Genomic DNA, 16,328 nt, shown 5'->3' with positions numbered 1-16,328 from the left:
GCCGCAGCGACGAAAGGAGACGCGCTAATGTTGTCCATTGGGACTCTGGCAAAGCGGACCGGCACCAAGGTGCAGACGATCCGCTATTACGAACAGATTGGCTTGATGCCCGAGCCCGGACGCAGCGCGGGTGGCCAGCGCCGATACGGAGCGCTGGAACTCGATCGCCTCGCGTTTATTCGGCACTCTCGACAACTCGGCTTTTCGCTGGAGGCGATACGGGAACTCCAGGACCTCTCGGACAGCCCAGAAAGGTCCTGTGCGCAGGTCGATGCGGTTGCTCAGAAACAGCTCCATGAGGTTGAGGCGCGCATCGCCCGTCTTGAAGCGCTCCGCGTCGAACTGAAACGGATGATCGGCGAGTGCAGGGCCGATCGGGTTGCGAACTGCCGCATCCTTGAGGTGCTACGCGACCACGAAGAGTGCCTCTCTGATCACGACCGGCCCGGTTCCTGATGCCGACCGTGTTGATCTATCCGCTCGCGGCCCTGGCCGAGATCGCCGGCTGCTTTGCAATCTGGGCCTGGTGGCGGGGCGCGTCGATTTTCTGGCTGCTGCCAGGGATCGCGAGCCTTGTGCTTTTCGGCTGGCTTCTGGCACAGGTCGAAGCAGGTTTCGCCGGTCGAGCCTATGCCGCCTATGGCGGCGTCTATATCGCCGCGTCGCTGTTCTGGATGTGGGGCGCTGAAGGCCAGCGCCCAGACATCTGGGATGCCGCCGGTGCTTGCCTGAGCTTGATCGGCGCAGCAGTGATCCTTTTCGGGCCACGCACAGCGTGACGAAGGGTTCGGCGAAGCCGATCGCTCCGGTCAGCACCGACGCCCAGTTCGAGAAACTGGCCGTTCGCCAAGCCGAGGCTGCACTCACCAACTGCGGACATTTCTGCCATCCGCTGCAAGAGCGAAGTCTCCATCAACGAGGGGAGAAGGTTGAGGGTGCTCGCAGCCCTCCCGGTCATGACGGGCGGAGATTGCATGGAGCCTGCCCGGCATCCAGCGTTTCGCCGCTTTCCGCATCCACGAACCCCCACTGGAACTCATGTTGTCCGAGTTCGAGGCGCAGGACACCCAGATGACCGAAGATGGCCTTGGCGGTGGTATCCAGCGTGGGTAACTCGCGCGATTTATCGCCGCCCGTGCCAACGGTAAAGGACACCGTCCCGTTCGTGGTATCCGGCGTACCGTCTGCGCCGAGCGGCAGGGTGCGCTCGTAGAAATGGTTGTGCCCGTTGAGAACGACGCTCGCCCCGGCCTGCTCCAGTTGCTTGAACAGCGCCACGGCGTTGTCGCGTCCGCCCCGCTCTTTCAACGAATAAGCAGGCCGGTGATAGAAGGCGAGAACACAGGCCTCGGGAGACGCAGCCAAGGTCTTGTTCAGCCAGAGCGCCTGCGGCGATCCTGGGCTGGCGTCGGTTTCGCTGTTCAGCGAGAGGATCAGCCAGGTGCCGTGATGCGTGGCGTAGTAGCCCAGATCATCCGGGCCCGCGCGCTCGCCCCAGTACTGGTAGTACCCAAAGGCATCGGGCGTATTGTACTCGTGGTTGCCCGGCGTGGGGAGCGTGCGTGCGCGATTGTCCTTCCAGAGCGGGTCAAAACAGTCGGAGAATTCCACCGGCTTGCCCGAACTGTAGACCAGATCGCCAAGCGCGAGGATCGGCGCGTTCGGCCATTGCGCCGTGAGCTGCACGGTTGGCACCGCCGGGGCCGTCGCCGGATCGAAGGCGGAGGCGAGGCCGATCAAATCGGCGCTGACGGGAAAGGCGCTGGCAAGGCCGGGCGCTTCGGGGCAGTTGGCGATGTCGCCGACCCCAAGCAAAGTCAGGGGATCGCCTTCGGCGTCTCCGACCGCATCGATCACCTTCTGCGGTGCTGCAGCACTTCTCGTCTCGCTGGCGGTGCCCATGCGCGTAAGTTCGTAGGCGGCATAGGCGGGCCACTGCGTTTCAACTGCTGCGATGACGAGGAGCGGCGCGAGGATCGCCGCAAGGATTGCCGTTTTTCTCATGTGTTTGTGCCTCATGTCTTTCTTGGCGAAGTGCGGTTCATTTGGTCAGTGGTTTGGGCGACAGCTCGGTCAGCCGGACGGCGGTACCGCGTGCTTCGGTCGCGAGGGTGCGACTGTCCTGCGCCCCGACCAGCGAGAGCGCCGCAGCTTCCGCCGGACGAAGTGCCGCGGCGGCAGCGCCCTCCGCCGCATCGAGCGCCCAGCCGACCACCGGCGCGCCGGTTCGCTCGTGCCCCACGCCCCAAAGCCGAAGCACGGCGTCCTGCGCAGGGCTGTGCAGCGTCGCAGTGGCCGGGCGGGCATCAAGGAAGGCGGGGAGAACCAAGGCTCTGTCCTGAGGGTGGTCGGTGATGTCCTGCCGGAGCGCAGCAATGCCGGAAAACACGTCGGGTCGTGCCGCTTCTGTCCAGCCGCCTTTGGCGAGGCGCCCCGCGATCTCGTCGACCGAAAGCCCGGTGGACACGACGCTCACTGGCGGCAGCGTCTCTCCGGACAGCGTCACCACGTCGAGCGGGAACGCATCGCCGGTGATGGCGTCGGGCAGGTTGTCGAACACGGTCACTGCGCTTGGGACCCTCGGCGCCACTGTCGGATTGTCGTGGATCGCGATGACCAGCGCTGCCGCGCAACAGGCGCATGCGGCGGAAAGGCTCAGCGCGGGGCGGCTCCTGCCCGGATCGCGGGACCTCCGCCGGGCCATTTCGCTCACGGCAAAGCCGATCACCATCCAGATTGCACCGACCACCCAGCCGTTCAGAACGTCCGACAGGAAGTGCTCGACGAGATAGATCCGCGTGAGCCCCAGCGCCGCCGCCATTGTCACCCCCGCCGTGATGGCGAGGGTCGGGCCGACGAGCTTTTCGCGCCAGAGCATCATGGCCAGCGTGCCGTAGAGCGCCACCGAAATCGCCGCATGCCCCGAGGGGAAACTGTTCGAGCTTTCGAGGAAATACGCCAGCGAGGGCCGCGCCCGGCCGAAGGCGAGCTTCAGCAGGGTCACCGTCAGCGCGTTGCCCGCGACGGCGGTGGCGAGCCCGAGGGCGGCGGCCCTGCGTCCCCAGAAGGCAAGTCCGAGCACCGCGCCGAGCGCGACCAGCGCCGCGACCGGCACATGCCCCGCCTGCGTCACCCAAGCCGCGAGGCTCAGCCCACCGGGCGTCCAGAAGGCATGCGCGAGATTGGCGATGCGCTGGTCAAGCGCGTCTGTGCCCGGCACGAAGGCAAGGTCGAAGGCGCCGTCGATGAACACGGCGCAGAGATAGAGCAGCAGGGCGGCCACCGCCGTAGTCAGCAGGCCGCGCTCCGGGTCGAGGCGCCGCGCGATGACCGTCGCGGCGCGCGGGTGGCGGGCGGTGAAGCGCAGAAGCGGCGGCCAGGTTTCCAGTCGCCCGCGGATCGCGCGGCCCAAGACCCGCAGCGCCGGAAGGCCGCGGCGCAGGTGGTGGGTGACGGCCCATGTCACCAGCGCGAGGACCGCCACCAGAGCCAGCGGCAAGAGGAGGCGCGGAAGGTAGGGTCCGAGGCGGGCCATGATGTCGCCCGCGGCGTAACCGATGGTGACATGGCCCAAGGCGTAGGCGATGCCGCTGGCGATGTTCCAGACATGGAACCGTTTGCGCTCCATGCCGGCCAGGGCGGCGGCGAGGGGCACGAAACCGGCGACAGGGCCGAAGAAACGGCCGATCACCAACGCCAGCCCGCCGCGCGTGCGGATGAGCTCCTGCGCCCGACGGAAGGCGGCTGATTGGGGCAGCCGCACCCGCTCGCCCAGCCAGCGGCCGCTGTGCCAGCTCAGCTCGCCGCCAAGAATGGCACCGATGCCGACGAACCACGCAAGGTCGATAAAGTCCATATGCCCGAGCCGCACCAGGGCGCCGCCCGCGTCGACCACCAGTGTGCCCGGCACGATAACCGAGGTGAGCCACCATCCCTCGAGCAGGCTGGAGAGGCCGATGATCCAGTAGGACCAAAAGCCGAAGGCATCGAGGGTCGGCAGTATTTGCGAGGTCAGCGAACTCATGGGGATCCTTGAAGATCAGCAGCATGGCAGGCGGTCTCTCGGGACCGCCCCCGGCAGTCTTAGAAGGAGGGGTCAGCGCCGCCGCAGGCCGAGGCTCATGGCCGCGACGGTGGCGATGATGACCGCGAGGAAACCGAGGCTGGTGGTCACGGTGCCGAAACCGAGCCCGCCGTAGTCCACCGGCTGCGACAGCAGGTCTCCGAAGGAGGCGCCGAGCGGCCGGGTCAGGATATAGACGAGCCAGAAGGCGAGGATGCCGTCGAGGCCAAGGGCGAAGTAGCCGAAGGCAAGGCTCGCGATGACCGATCCGAAGAGGATGCCCGAGGCGAGGTAGCCAAGCCCGAACTGCTCGGCGACGAGGTCTCCCGCGGCGGTGCCGAGCGCGAAGGTGAAGAGGATCGCGACCCAGTAGAAGGCCTCGCGCACCGGGTTGTCGACGTCATGGATCGACAGCGTGCCTTCCTCGCCGTACCAGAGCGCGAAACAGGCGGCGAGCGCGACGCTGAAGACCGCAGTACAGGTCACGAGGCTGACGCCGAGATTGTCCACGAGGTTGTCGGTGATCAGCGTGCCGACGACGGAAATCAGCACCACGTTCAGCCAGTAGGTCCAGGGCACGTAGCGGTCGCGCGAGAATTGCAGGGCCAGCGTTCCGACCAGCAGCACGGTCATCATCAGCGAGGTGGTGGTCAGCCCCATCCCGAGATTGACGCTGAGATAGTCCGCAGCGGTCTCGCCCATGGTGACCGCCATCAGCTTGATGAGCCAGAAAGCGGCGGTCACGTCGGGCACCTTGTTGCGAGGGTTGGTCTGGTGGCCGTCGAGAAGCTTGATGCCTGTGTCGAGAGAGGTCATTTCGTCACCTGCGCGGGGATGAGAAGGGCAAGAGCCTGGGCAGAGAAGGCATCCGCCCGGCGGTCATCGTCGGCGTTGCAGCGCTCGGTGGCTTTCGACTGAAGATCGGTGATCTGCGGTCTGGCCGTGTCGGATGCGCGCCCGGCGGACAGCGCGTCGCGAAGATCGGACAGCATTACCTCGCAGGGCAGCGGATGCCCCGAGGCGTCGGTCACGGCGATGCCGTTCAGGGTCTGTGCTGAACCCCCCGCCGCGTCGGGCGGGGTCGGATCGGCCAGCGTGGCCTGAAGATCGCTCAGCGCGGTTTCGACCCGTGCCGGATCCGGGGACTTTGCGCGCAGCGCCGAAAACGCTGCGTCGGCGCTGGCATCGACAGTGCCCCAGGCCTCCGGCGCCTTTGCCCGCAGCTCCTCCTCAGCGTCATCCCAGGCGGTTTCGAGGTCGGTGATCCGCGTCTCTGCGGCGACAAGATCGCCGGTCGCCGCGATCTTCTGCGTGTCGCTCACGATCGCCGCGAATTTCGACATATCGCCAAGTGGCGGTACCGCACTCTGCTGCGCTGGAGCCGCCGGGGTGCCGACGATAAAATGTTCCACACCGGAGAAGACTGCCACAGGGAGGGCAATCAGCGCCGTGGCGAGCAGGAGTTGTTTCATGTCGAAATCCTCACCGAAATGGTCGATGAGGTCGTTCTGAGGCTCGGCGTCTGCGCCCGTCTGACGGGAAGGTTGGGAAACCGTAATGTAACGGCGTTCGGCATTACGGATTTTCAATCTCGCCGTCACGCGCCGCCACATGGCGCAGCCCATCTCTCTGTCACGAGGCCACGGCACGCCGCCGGGCCCGCAGAGGAGAAAGACCCATGAAACGCATCATCCCCCTGACCCTGATCCCCGTGACCCTCGCCGCCGGCGTGGCCGGTGCCGCCTGGGCGGGCACCGAGACGACCGCGGAAATGACGGATGCCGAGGAAATCCAGGCGGTCCAGGCGGTCCAGGCGAGCGGCATGACCCTGACACAGGCTGTCGATACCGCGCAAAAAGAGACCGGCGGCATCGCGATCTCGGCGGGCTGGGAGGACAACGACCAGGGCGTCTGGGGTTACGAGGTCGAGATCGCCGACGCCTCCAGCGCGATGCAGACCTGGTTCGTCGATCCCTCCAGCGGCGCGGTGACCAAGGTGACGGAAGCCGATGACGACGATGATCACGAGCAGGACGAGGACGGCGAGGACAACGACTGACAGGCGCAGTCCCGTCCGCTACAACCGCTTGGGCGGCAGGGTTTCCCTGCCGCCCCTATCTTTGGGAGGCCCAATGCATATCCTCGTCATCGAAGACGATCCCACGACCGGAGACTATGTCGCCACCGGCCTGCGCGCCGAGGGCCATGTGGTTGACCTGCTGGACAATGGCCGCGACGGGCTGATGCAGGCGATGACGGCCAGCTACGACGTGATGGTGCTCGACCGGATGGTGCCCGATGTCGACGGCATGTCGATCCTGCGCACGTTGCGCGCGTCGAAGAACCCGGTGCCGGTCCTGTTGCTGACCGCGCTCGGTGGCATCGAGGACCGTATCGACGGGCTGAACGCCGGGGCCGACGACTACCTGACAAAGCCCTTCGCCTTCGGCGAGCTTTCCGCCCGCCTTGCCGCTCTGGCGCGCCGTCCGCCGCCCTCGGACGAGCCGACGGTGCTGCGGGCGCGCGATCTTGAGATGAACCTGCTGACCCGCAAGGTCACACGGGGCGGCCAGCCAATCGACCTGCAGCCGCGCGAATTTGCGCTGCTCGAACACCTGCTGCGCCGCAAGGGCCGGGTGCAGACGCGGACCATGCTGCTCGAAGGCGTCTGGGACATCCATTTCGACCCGCAGACAAACGTGGTCGAAAGCCACATGAGCCGGCTGCGGACCAAGATCGACAAGCCCTTCGAAGTGACGCTGATCGAAACCGTGCGCGGCTCGGGCTATCGGATCGCCGAATGACACGCTTCCGATCGACGCCGCTGCGCCTCTCGGTGATGCTGATCGCGGTCTTTACTGTCTTCATCTCGGTCGGGCTCGGCATAGCCTATGTGATCATGCACCGGGCACTCAGTACGGATATCGCCCTTCGTGCCGACCAGATCATCGCCGAGATACGGGCGATACCGGACCCGGAAGAGCGGCTTGAGCGCACGTCTGAAATTGCTACGGCCGCAGACACGAGCGCGCTGCTAATTCGGTTCGAGATGAATGGAAAAACAATTGCCAATGTTCCATCAGATTTGCCCGTTGGCATCGTGACTGACGATGAGATTGATCTGCCCGAGCCTCTCGCCGACAGTTATCTGGTGCGGCATGCGAATCTTGAGACCGGTTGGCTGACGGTGGCGAGCGGTCGAGAAAGCCTCTCCGAGCTTCAGGAAACCTTCATCGCAATCCTTGGCTTTGCCCTTCTCCCGGCGCTCATGCTGACCTCGGCCATCGGCATTGTCGTGGTACGCCGGACGACGGCACGCGTGGAGGCGATCCGCGGTACGCTACACGCACTGAGCGAAGGAGATTTTGCGGCACGGGTTTGTGCGCCGCACCCAGACACCGACCTCGGTGATATATCGCGCGACCTCGACCGCATGGCCGAAGCACAGGAGGCCGCTGTCGGGGCCTTGCGCCAGATCGGTGCGGACATTGCCCATGATCTCAAGACTCCGATCCAGCGCGTCGCGGTGCGGCTCGAGCGGCTTGGCGAGAGTGACCTGCCGGAGCCGGTGCGGCAGCACCTCGATCAGGCCAGCATCGAGACCGCGCAGATCATCGCGACCTTCCAGTCGCTGCTGCAGATCGCGCAGCTCGAAGGCGGCCAGGGGCGCGAGGCGTTCACCAGCGTGGACCTTGGTGCATTGCTTGAAGACATGGCAGAGATTTATGGTCCCTCTGCCGAAGATGCAGGCTCTACGCTGACCTGCTCGGTGTCGGGGCCGCTCCCGGTGAGCGGCGATCGTCATCTGCTGTCGCGCCTGGTCGCGAACCTCATCGAGAACGCCCTGCGCCACGCGCCGGGCACCGAGATCGAGCTCTCGCTCTCCGGTCGGATGCTCACCGTCAGAGACGGCGGTCCCGGCATTCCCGCAGGCCAGCGCGATTATGTCCTGCGTCGCCTCGCGCGGCTTGAGGCCAGCCGGTCAACGCCGGGCTCAGGGTTGGGGCTGGCGCTGGTCAAGGCCATTGCCGACCTCCATGGCGCCGATCTTACACTTGGCGACGCGCAGCCGGGGATGTTGGTCACCGTCACCTTCCCGGGCTGACCAGAAAGGCCCGGCGGGAGGGACACCGCCGGGCCCAGTTGGGACGCCGAAACAAGGGCGGGACGGTACGCGCGGCGTCCTGGCAGTTTCAGATGGGCGCGGCCTCGGCATTGACGGGATGCGCGGCCTCGGATCTCAGGTCGGTGGCGCGGCGCTCGGCCTCAGCGAGGATCTGCGGGCCGGCGAGCCGAACGGCAAGCGTGATGACAAGGCCGACGATCATGGCAACGCCCATGACCACAAGCCCAAGCCCCATACCCACGGCGACCACACCTGCGACCAGCGCCTGCGCGATCAATGCCTTCATCCGTTCCATACCGAACTCTCCTTTGCTTCCGGGTTTCCTGAAATCTGGGCATGGGAGCTTGCCCGCGCATGATGCTCGGATTGGGTATCGGTAATCTTTGCCGGCCGGACTGAAGATTGCGAAATTCCAATCTTTCGGACAGCTTGCGAAAAGCCGCCTTGGCCATTCCCAGCAGAAAGACATCGGGAACTGACCATGACAGACGCCAGCACCGCGCACCTCACACCTTGGCAGCGGGTGAAACCGCTGCTGCCCTACATCGTGACGGCGGCGCTCTTCGGGGCGGGTGCCTTTGCCCTCTACCGCCTGCTGGCCCCGGTCGACCTGCGCAGCGTGCTGACGCAGGCAAGGGCGACGCCGTGGCATATCCTCGCGCTGGCGGTACTCACGACCTTTGCCAGCTACGCCGCGCTCATCGGCTATGATCGCTCGGCGCTGCGCTACATTGGAAAGGACCTACCGGGCCCGGTGGTCGCCCTCGGCAGCTTCCTTGGCTATGCCTTCGGCAACACCATCGGCGCGGGCCCGATCACCGGCGGAGCGGTGCGCTACCGGGTGTATTCCGCGCTTGGACTTTCCACACAGGACATCGCCGCGATTGCCGCATTCGCCTCGGTCGCCTTCGGCTTCGGGGCGACGATCATCGGCTTCGGCGCGCTGGCCATTCATCCGCTGGCGCTTGGACACCTGCTGCCGTTCGGGCCAGGGGCGATCCGCTATGTTTCGCTGGCCGTCGTGATCGTCGTCACCGGCCTGCTGTTCTGGATCGCCTTTCGCAGGACCGAGATCACCGTGCGGGGCGTCACGCTGCGCGCGCCGACGCCAGGTCTCATGGCGGCGCAGTTCGTCTTCACCGCGGTCGACATGCTGCTGGCGGCCACGACGCTCTACGCGTTGCTGCCGCCCTCCGAGCTCGGCTTCGCGACGTTCCTCGCCGTCTATGCCGCGGCGGTGATGGCGGGCGTTCTCAGTCACGTGCCCGGCGGCGTCGGCGTGCTGGAAACGGTGGTCATCGCCGCGCTGCCCGCCTCGGTCCCGGTCGAACAGGCCGCCACCGGGCTGCTGCTTTACCGGATTATCTACTACCTCCTGCCCTTCGCCGTCGCGTTGGTGCTGCTGGCCCTTACCGAGGCGCGCATGGCCTCGAGCCGCGCCGCCGGGCCGCTGATGCAGAGCCTTGCGCCGCTGGCCCGCTCGGTCAGCGCTTTGGTGCCGCTGGCGATGGCCGCGATGATGCTCGGCTCGGGTCTGCTGCTCATGGTCTCGAGCCTGCTGCCACCCACCTCCGACCTGGCCGAGGAGCTGGAGGTGCTGACACCGATGGCCATCGCCGAAGGTGGCGCGCTGCTGGCCAGCATCTTCGGGGCGATGATGCTGGTGATCGCGCACGGCCTGCTGCGCCGGGTGCAGGGGGCATGGTGGCTGGCGGTGCTGGCGCTTGCGGGCGGCATCGTCGCCAGCCTCGCCAATGCGCTGGACATCGAGCGTGCGGTGTTTCTTGGCGCCGCGCTGCTCATCCTCTGGCCGACGCGGCGCGAGTTCTTCCGCACCACCCGCTTGACCCGCCAGGCCTTCGGCCTGCACTGGCTGCTGCTGATCACGGCGCTTGGCGCCTCGGTCGTCGCGGTGCTGTTCTTCGCCCACAAGGCGACGCCCTATGCGCATGAGCTGTGGTGGCAGTTCGCCACCGATGCGAGTGCGCCGCGCGCCCTGCGCGCCGCGCTTGTCGGCATGGTCGTGCTGGTCCTGTCGCTCCTCGTCTTCGCCCTGCGCCCGGGGCGGCTGACCCACGCCCTGCCGACGGCCGAGGAGCTTGCGCAGGTTCGGGCCATCGTCGCCGCCCAACCTGACCCCGAGGCGAATATCGCGCTGACCGGCGACAAGTGCCTGATGGTCTCGGAAAGCGGCCGCGCCGCCCTCATGTACCGCATCCGGGGGCGCAGCTGGATTGCCCTGCACGAGCCCTTCGGAGAGCCTTCGGAGCTTGCCCCTCTCGCCTGGGATTTCCACGATGCTGCCTACGCCGCAAATGCGCGCCCGGTCTTCTATTCGGTGGGCGCGGACCTGATCCCGCTCTGGCTCGAGATGGGGCTGGGGTTGGTGAAATTGGGCGAAGAGGCGGTGGTGCCTCTGCCGGGCTTTTCGTTGCAGGGTCCAGAGCGCAAGCGCCTGCGCACCACGCACAACCGGGCGCTGCGCGACGGGCTGTCCTTCGAGGTGCTGCAGCCGCCCTTCGCCCCGGGTTTCATGGAGGAGCTTCGCGCGATCTCGGAAAGCTGGCTCGCCACCAAGGCGGGGGCGGAGAAAGGCTTCTCAGTCGGCGCTTTTGATCCCGATGTCCTGTCGCAGGCCCCGATCGCCGTCGTGCGCCACGAGGGGCGGACCGTGGCCTTTGCGAACCTTTGGCTGACTGAGACGAAGACCTCCGCCACCATCGACCTGATGCGCCATGCCGAGAATGCCCCGGGCGGGCTGATGGAGTTCCTTTTCACCGAGCTGCTGCTGCACTTCGCTGCCGAGGGCTATGATGAGTTTTCGCTGGGCAATGCGCCCCTCTCCGGGCTTGAGGTCCGCCGTGGCGCGGCGCTCTCGACCCGGCTCGGAGCGCTGGTCTACCGTCATGGTCAGCAGTTCTACAACTTCGAGGGGCTGCGCTCCTTCAAGGAGAAATTCGATCCCGACTGGCGACCAATCTACGTCGCGGTGCCGCCGCGGGCCAATCTTCTGAGCATCGCGGCAGATGTCGTTGCCCTGATCGGCGGCGGCGCGCGGAGGGGAGATGATGCCCGGCCCGCAGGTGTTTCCAGATAAGAGGGACTGCCGCCAGGGATGACACGCTCCAAAGCCGCGACATCCTGGCCACGGGCTCCCGCGAAGCGCCGCAGTCGCGAAAAGACTGGCCGAACCAAGACGCGCTGAACGTCGCAAAAGGGCTCGAAGCCGACCTTCGCCGCGCGCTGCACGAACGACCGCTGTCAGCTTAGCGTAGGATTTCACACTCTCCCGCAAACGACCCGTAAGAAAGCCCCGGCCTTGATTGGTAAGGCGTGTCCTTTCGGTCACCAGCCGCTCGCGGGCTCGGTGCAGAGCCTGAAGATCAAGCTGCTCTTCCGATTTGATCGCGACGAATGACATTGTCGGGCGCGTCGCGGCCTCGGCGATCGCCTCCGCATCACGGTCATCATTTTTGTGAACCTTGACGTAAGGCCGGACATAAAGCGGCGACATGAGCCGAGGCTCATGTCCGTGTTGAAGGCAAAAACGACCAATGTGATGCGCGCCGCCGCAAGCCTCCATCGCAACAATGCAGGGATCCAAACCTTCCAGAAAGTCCAGCAACCGGTGCCGTTGAAGGCGCTTGCGGTACACGACCGCGCCTGTTGCGTCCAATCCCGCAAGGCTACAAACGGTCTTGCCCAGATCAATGCCCAATACTTCGATACCCATCAGAATGCTCCTCTCTCTCCACCTATGCCCGCAACAATAGCTGCGGTTTGGCGGGAAGACAGTTCATCCCATTAGCTCAGTTGCATGGGGCTGGCGGTTGCAAGCAGCAACAGCCTGAGCACCAGTGTGGTTGAACCGCCAATGTGACGATAATTTCCAGCATATCGTCGGACACTGCCACAGGGACGGTGGACACGCGCTAGATCCGGTCAATCGGTGAGGGAGTCTGGAAGGCAGTTAGGTGTCACCGGCTATCATGGTTGTTGCTCATCAACTGCTCCAGCCGCCGAAATAGACTGACTACTGCGACAATACTCTATCACAGAAACAAACTGTGTGTTGCCAATTGCAACAGGCTGAGTAGCGCAACGATAAGTTCCTGGCTTTGCCCTTACAGGTGTTGCAACTTGCAACACATTGATATTAAATAATAAATACTTGCATTAAGCCGTAGAAGAAAATATGTGGAAATACGATGCACTGATGCGTGCACAGTCATGGGACTTGCTTGCGATATAAAATTGCAAGTTTGTTCCGGTCGAAAGCGGGACAGCACTTGTTTGCTTTACGGGCTATCGCCGGATCATGACAAAGGCGGCCGATTTACGCGTGACTCCTGCGGTCTTGCCTTAATTTACAGGGGTCATGCCACGGTTGCCGTCTTCCCGTGCCAAAGACGGATATTCGCCGGGGACTAACCCGACCCGTTCTCATACCGACTCCGTCTGGGCGAGGACAGAAACGCGACAACGTAACCCAACGAGCGAGTCCAGCAAAATGCTTGGAGGAGCATCGAGGACTGTCGCGGCCATATGGTCGTGGCGGGGCGGGAGAATAACCTGCGGGGAAGCGGCTGGCCACCGATAAAAGGCATCGCGTGGATACGGCGAAGGAAGCGACGGGCCTTTCCCTGCGTGTCGGGGGGAAGGAGCGGGTGGGGGAGGTGTGTCCAAAATCTGGTTTTCCCGAAAATTTTTAAAAAATGCATATTTCAAAAGCAATTTTTCGTTCTCAAACAAGCGAGATTTGGGAACTTGGCTGCAGTTGCATCCTGCAACATTCAGTAAACATTTTCCGCAAAAAATCGAAGTCGTACCGCAACCAATCTGAGCGCCCGAAAACGCACTCCGCAGCAACTTCTTTCAAACTTCTGCTGAACTTCTGGCAAAAGTTCGGCACATCTTTGCCCATAGATTTTTGCGATTTTTCATATAAATAAGGGGTATTGGCGTTTTAGGGGGTTAACCCCCCCCTTAACCTTAGAAGCCAAAACCAGAGTTATACATGGTGGTGGTAGCGCGCAGGCGCGCGAGAAAAAAATCGCCAGAAAAACCCAAACTCAACGCTTACCCATGCATCTCCGTGTGGCAGAGGATGTTTACAAGATGTTGCAGGATGCAGCGGAAGGCAGCAAAGGTGGCGCAGGCAGGTGGCACAACAAGATCAGATCTCGCATTCCTCGACGACCTCGACCTGTCGCACCAGAAACGCATGTTCGTGGTTGGCTATGTCGAACTTGGAAACGGGGCAGAAGCCGCCAGACGCGCAGGGTACAGCCCCAGATCAGCCAGAATTCAGGCGTCGCAACTCTTAACAAAACCTAACATCAAGTTCGCAGTCAGCCGCGCGCGCCAAGCCGTGCCTGTTTCACAGATGAACAAGGCGAAGACGTGTTTCGCCGCTGGCGGGCAATCGCCAACGCATCTCTCGCCGATATGGTCCAAGTACGTCGTGTGGCATGTCGCTACCTTCTGCTCGACACCGCTCAAGACAACCCGTTCTTCGCTCCAGTCAAATTGCAGCGGGATAAAAGCCTCGCCCGAACCGGCACCGGTCGGCTTCAGATCGCGGAACCGGCGAATAGGAACTGGTATAGCCTTCCGAGACAAGCTGCTCGTAAAGCCTCACGGCTGTTCGCCGCTCCCAGCGGGGTCGCTTTGGAAGCGGCTCATTTCATCTGTCGAAAACAGACCTAAGGGTCCATCGGCATAAAGGTACGCGAGGTCCCACAGGAATGTTCGTGTTTTCAGTCCCTTTGGATTTGCGGGGCGATGGGTCAGTTTGGCGCGTTTCGTGAGGTGTCCGCTTTGATCGCGTCGTAAAGAGCGGTTTTGCCGACCTTTATGCGGGCAGCGGCTTCACGGACCGTCAGGCCTCTTTCGATCAGCATTTTCGCTCGCTTCAGTTTTTCAGCGGTGACGACAGCCTTGCGTCCGCCTTTTCGCCCGCGCGCAGCAGCAGCGCTCAGGCCAGCGCGGGTTCTCTCGCGGATGAGGTCGCGTTCGAACTGGGCAAGAGCGCCGAACAGATGAAAGACGAGTGTGCCTCCGCTCGTTGTCGTATCGATACCTTCAGTCAGAGACCTGAATCCGATGCCGCGCTGGTCAAGATCGCGAACCGTATCAATCAGGTGACTCATGTTACGACCGAGACGGTCGAGCTTCCAGACAATCAGCGCGTCACCGGAACGTAAGTGATCGAGCGCTTGATTTAATCCTGGTCGATCCGTCTTGGCACCAGATACGCAATCTTCAAATATCTCCCCGCAACCGGCCGCCTTGAGCGCGTCGATCTGTGGGGCCAGCGATTGATCGGCCGTTGAGATGCGCGCATATCCGACCGGAGCAACAAATTCTGCAGTCTTTGTCCGTTTTTCCATCCGCCAATCATCTTGTCCGTCATTCCGTTGTCAAGCCATATTAACGGACAGAAAAGCACGGGGCCGTCAAACGACCGATTCCCGGACACCACTATGACGGAGAGCCTCATGCCCCGAATGCAAATCCTTTCACCCTCCGAGCAAGAGGCGTTTGACGGTCCGCCAGTATTCGACTTCCGTGAGCGCAAACGATGTTTCGATCTGCCAAAACCCTTGTTGGACATCGCAACCGAGTTGCGTTCACCCGCTAGCCAGATCGGTTTTCTGGTGATGTGCACCTACTTCAAAGCGGCGAAGAAGTTCTACAATCCTCGCCATTATCACGCCCCGGATATTGAGGCGGCCGCAAAGCTTCTGGGGCTCACAGGATCGGAGTTCTCGCCAGCAACCTACCCCAAACAGACCCGCGCACGTCATCGTAAGCTCATTCTGGATTTCTATGGCTTCATGCCACTCGGGCAGGTCAACAGGAAAGACCTGATCGCCGAGATTGCGACGATGGCGCGAACATATCTGAAGCCGCGCCTGATCTTTGATCGATGCGTGGATTATTTGATCCAACGGCGCGTCCAGGTTCCAAGATCAGGTGTTTTGCTTGAGTTGATCCGATCTGGATTGCAGGCCCGTAAAGTAGAACTCATCGCACTGATGGATGCACATCTCACCGATGACGCGCGCGCCTTTCTGGACGAGCTTTTCTCGACCCCGGACGATCAGAACCGGTATCGTCTGACCCTGTTAAAGAAGCTGTCGCAGTCGGCAAGACCAACGAAGATTAAGGAAGCCATCGCTGACTTTGAGACGCTCGCTGATTTGCATGGCCAACTATCCGACCCTCTGGCTGCGCTCGATTTGGGAGCTGCCGGTATTCGATATTTCGCGGGCAGCGTTCAGCGGTCACGCCTGTTTCAGCTCAAACAACGCGCAGACAATGACCGCCATATCCATGCCACGGCTTTTGTTGCCCATCAGTTTTACCGTACGCAAGATAACCTGATCGATCTCTGGCTCAGTGTCATGGCATCCTTTCACGCAAAGGCGACGCGCGATCACAATGATCGGCTGCTGGAGAACCAGGCAGCACAGCAAAAGCAGATCAAGTCTGTCATCAATGACCTCGACACATCTGTGTTTGGCCTGTTGCGCGACATTCGCGACGTGACCGAGGCGGATGGAATGTCGGACAACCAGAAAGTCAGCACAATCCGAACCTTGTTGGATAAAGGTCGGTCAAGCGCCTTCGAGCAGCTGAAGGATGATCTTTCCGCAACCGCGCGGGATGAAAGCTGGTTCGATGTGCTTGAGGCAGGGTCCTTGCGACTACAATATCGACTCAGTCCCATCCTTCGCGTGATCACGTTCGAGAGGAACGACCGGCCCGCCGGTCTCATCACCGCCATCGACCGGTTCAAACACAACGATGGCATAGTCGGGCCAGGTGCGCCAACGGATTTCCTCGATAAAGACGAGCGGGAAGTACTGATCCGCAGCGACGGAACATTCCGAACCTCGCTCTACAAGGTCTTTCTGTTCCAGCATGTTGCCGCCGCCATCAAATCCGGCGATCTTAACCTTTCGCAGTCCTATAAATACCGCCCCATGGACACCTATCTGATTGATCCGGACAGGTGGAGGCGAGAGAAGCCGGAACTGTTGGAACGAGCCGGATTGGCCGAGTTTGCCGACCCACAACCTATTCTGGCACCCCTCCGGAAGGCGCTGACACAACAATATCAGCGCACGAACG

The 16,328-nt window shown here is 62.8% G+C and carries 14 protein-coding genes and 1 pseudogene; 8 read left to right on the top strand and 7 right to left on the bottom strand.

All coding sequences use genetic code 11. The annotated features are described in order from the left end of the window. Positions 1-27: 27 nt before the first annotated feature. Together DMZ65_RS16730 and DMZ65_RS16725 are read left to right on the top strand one after the other, a co-directional pair. Positions 28-456 (top strand): MerR family transcriptional regulator, encoded by a 429-nt coding sequence (locus DMZ65_RS16730; protein ID WP_116599947.1) that lies wholly within the window; start codon positions 28-30, stop codon positions 454-456. Next, the gene (locus tag DMZ65_RS16725) at positions 456-779 is read left to right on the top strand and encodes a YnfA family protein (RefSeq protein ID WP_092430944.1); all 324 of its coding nucleotides are present in this window, start codon (positions 456-458) and stop codon (positions 777-779) included. Before DMZ65_RS16730 ends, DMZ65_RS16725 begins: the two co-directional genes overlap by 1 nt. 175 nt (positions 780-954) lie before the next feature. On the opposite strand, the gene DMZ65_RS16720 is transcribed toward DMZ65_RS16725, so the two are convergent. From DMZ65_RS16720 to DMZ65_RS16705, 4 genes are all read right to left on the bottom strand, one after another. Then, a complete protein-coding gene (locus tag DMZ65_RS16720; protein ID WP_157960666.1) occupies positions 955-2,004 on the bottom strand; it encodes a metallophosphoesterase family protein in 1,050 nt (349 codons plus the stop codon). Positions 2,005-2,041: 37 nt separating this feature from the next. Beyond that, positions 2,042-4,024 (bottom strand): bifunctional DedA family/phosphatase PAP2 family protein, encoded by a 1,983-nt coding sequence (locus tag DMZ65_RS16715; protein ID WP_116599945.1) that lies wholly within the window; start codon positions 4,022-4,024, stop codon positions 2,042-2,044. Between the two features lie 72 nt (positions 4,025-4,096). Further along, on the bottom strand, positions 4,097-4,879 hold the full coding sequence (locus DMZ65_RS16710; RefSeq protein ID WP_116599944.1) for a COG4705 family protein: 783 nt from the start codon (positions 4,877-4,879) through the stop codon (positions 4,097-4,099). Beyond that, complete coding sequence (locus DMZ65_RS16705) at positions 4,876-5,676, bottom strand: hypothetical protein (RefSeq protein ID WP_198662722.1); 801 nt, start codon at positions 5,674-5,676, stop codon at positions 4,876-4,878. The genes DMZ65_RS16710 and DMZ65_RS16705 overlap by 4 nt, the downstream gene beginning before the upstream one ends. Before the next feature lie 65 nt (positions 5,677-5,741). On the opposite strand from DMZ65_RS16705, the gene DMZ65_RS16700 reads away from it, so the two are divergent. The 3 genes from DMZ65_RS16700 (at position 5,742) to DMZ65_RS16690 (ending at position 8,168) form a co-directional block, all read left to right on the top strand. Beyond that, positions 5,742-6,122 carry a PepSY domain-containing protein gene (locus DMZ65_RS16700; protein ID WP_116599942.1) on the top strand — a complete coding sequence of 127 codons (381 nt, stop codon included), beginning with the start codon at positions 5,742-5,744 and terminating at the stop codon, positions 6,120-6,122. A gap of 73 nt (positions 6,123-6,195) precedes the next feature. Continuing rightward, positions 6,196-6,867, top strand: a complete 672-nt coding sequence (locus tag DMZ65_RS16695) for a winged helix-turn-helix domain-containing protein (protein WP_116599941.1) — start codon at positions 6,196-6,198, stop codon at positions 6,865-6,867. Continuing rightward, complete coding sequence (locus DMZ65_RS16690) at positions 6,864-8,168, top strand: HAMP domain-containing sensor histidine kinase (RefSeq protein WP_116599940.1); 1,305 nt, start codon at positions 6,864-6,866, stop codon at positions 8,166-8,168. Before DMZ65_RS16695 ends, DMZ65_RS16690 begins: the two co-directional genes overlap by 4 nt. A gap of 88 nt (positions 8,169-8,256) precedes the next feature. Here the strand turns inward: DMZ65_RS16690 and DMZ65_RS16685 are convergent, their stop codons facing one another. Beyond that, entirely contained in the window at positions 8,257-8,484 is a 228-nt protein-coding gene (locus DMZ65_RS16685) for a hypothetical protein (protein ID WP_116599939.1), read from the bottom strand. 186 nt (positions 8,485-8,670) lie between these two features. Here DMZ65_RS16685 and mprF point away from each other — a divergent pair, with 186 nt between their 5' ends. Then, positions 8,671-11,286 (top strand): bifunctional lysylphosphatidylglycerol flippase/synthetase MprF, encoded by a 2,616-nt coding sequence (mprF, locus tag DMZ65_RS16680; RefSeq protein ID WP_116599938.1) that lies wholly within the window; start codon positions 8,671-8,673, stop codon positions 11,284-11,286. A gap of 159 nt (positions 11,287-11,445) precedes the next feature. Here mprF and DMZ65_RS16675 read toward each other — a convergent pair. After that, positions 11,446-11,922: pseudogene (locus tag DMZ65_RS16675) on the bottom strand (IS110 family RNA-guided transposase); the annotation flags it as partial. A gap of 1,284 nt (positions 11,923-13,206) precedes the next feature. Between DMZ65_RS16675 and DMZ65_RS20165 the strand changes: the two are divergent. Further along, positions 13,207-13,914, top strand: a complete 708-nt coding sequence (locus DMZ65_RS20165) for a terminase small subunit (RefSeq protein ID WP_116599937.1) — start codon at positions 13,207-13,209, stop codon at positions 13,912-13,914. A gap of 64 nt (positions 13,915-13,978) precedes the next feature. Here DMZ65_RS20165 and DMZ65_RS16665 read toward each other — a convergent pair whose 3' ends face one another. After that, a complete protein-coding gene (locus DMZ65_RS16665; protein ID WP_116599936.1) occupies positions 13,979-14,581 on the bottom strand; it encodes a recombinase family protein in 603 nt (200 codons plus the stop codon). 108 nt (positions 14,582-14,689) lie between these two features. Here DMZ65_RS16665 and DMZ65_RS16660 point away from each other — a divergent pair. After that, on the top strand, positions 14,690-16,328 hold a 1,639-nt coding region (locus DMZ65_RS16660), incomplete at its 3' end, for a DUF4158 domain-containing protein (RefSeq protein ID WP_198662720.1).

The organism is Primorskyibacter marinus (assembly GCF_003313245.1).
Taxonomy (GTDB): Bacteria; Pseudomonadota; Alphaproteobacteria; order Rhodobacterales; family Rhodobacteraceae; genus Primorskyibacter; species Primorskyibacter marinus.
This window is presented reverse-complemented; position numbering and strand designations above follow the sequence as displayed.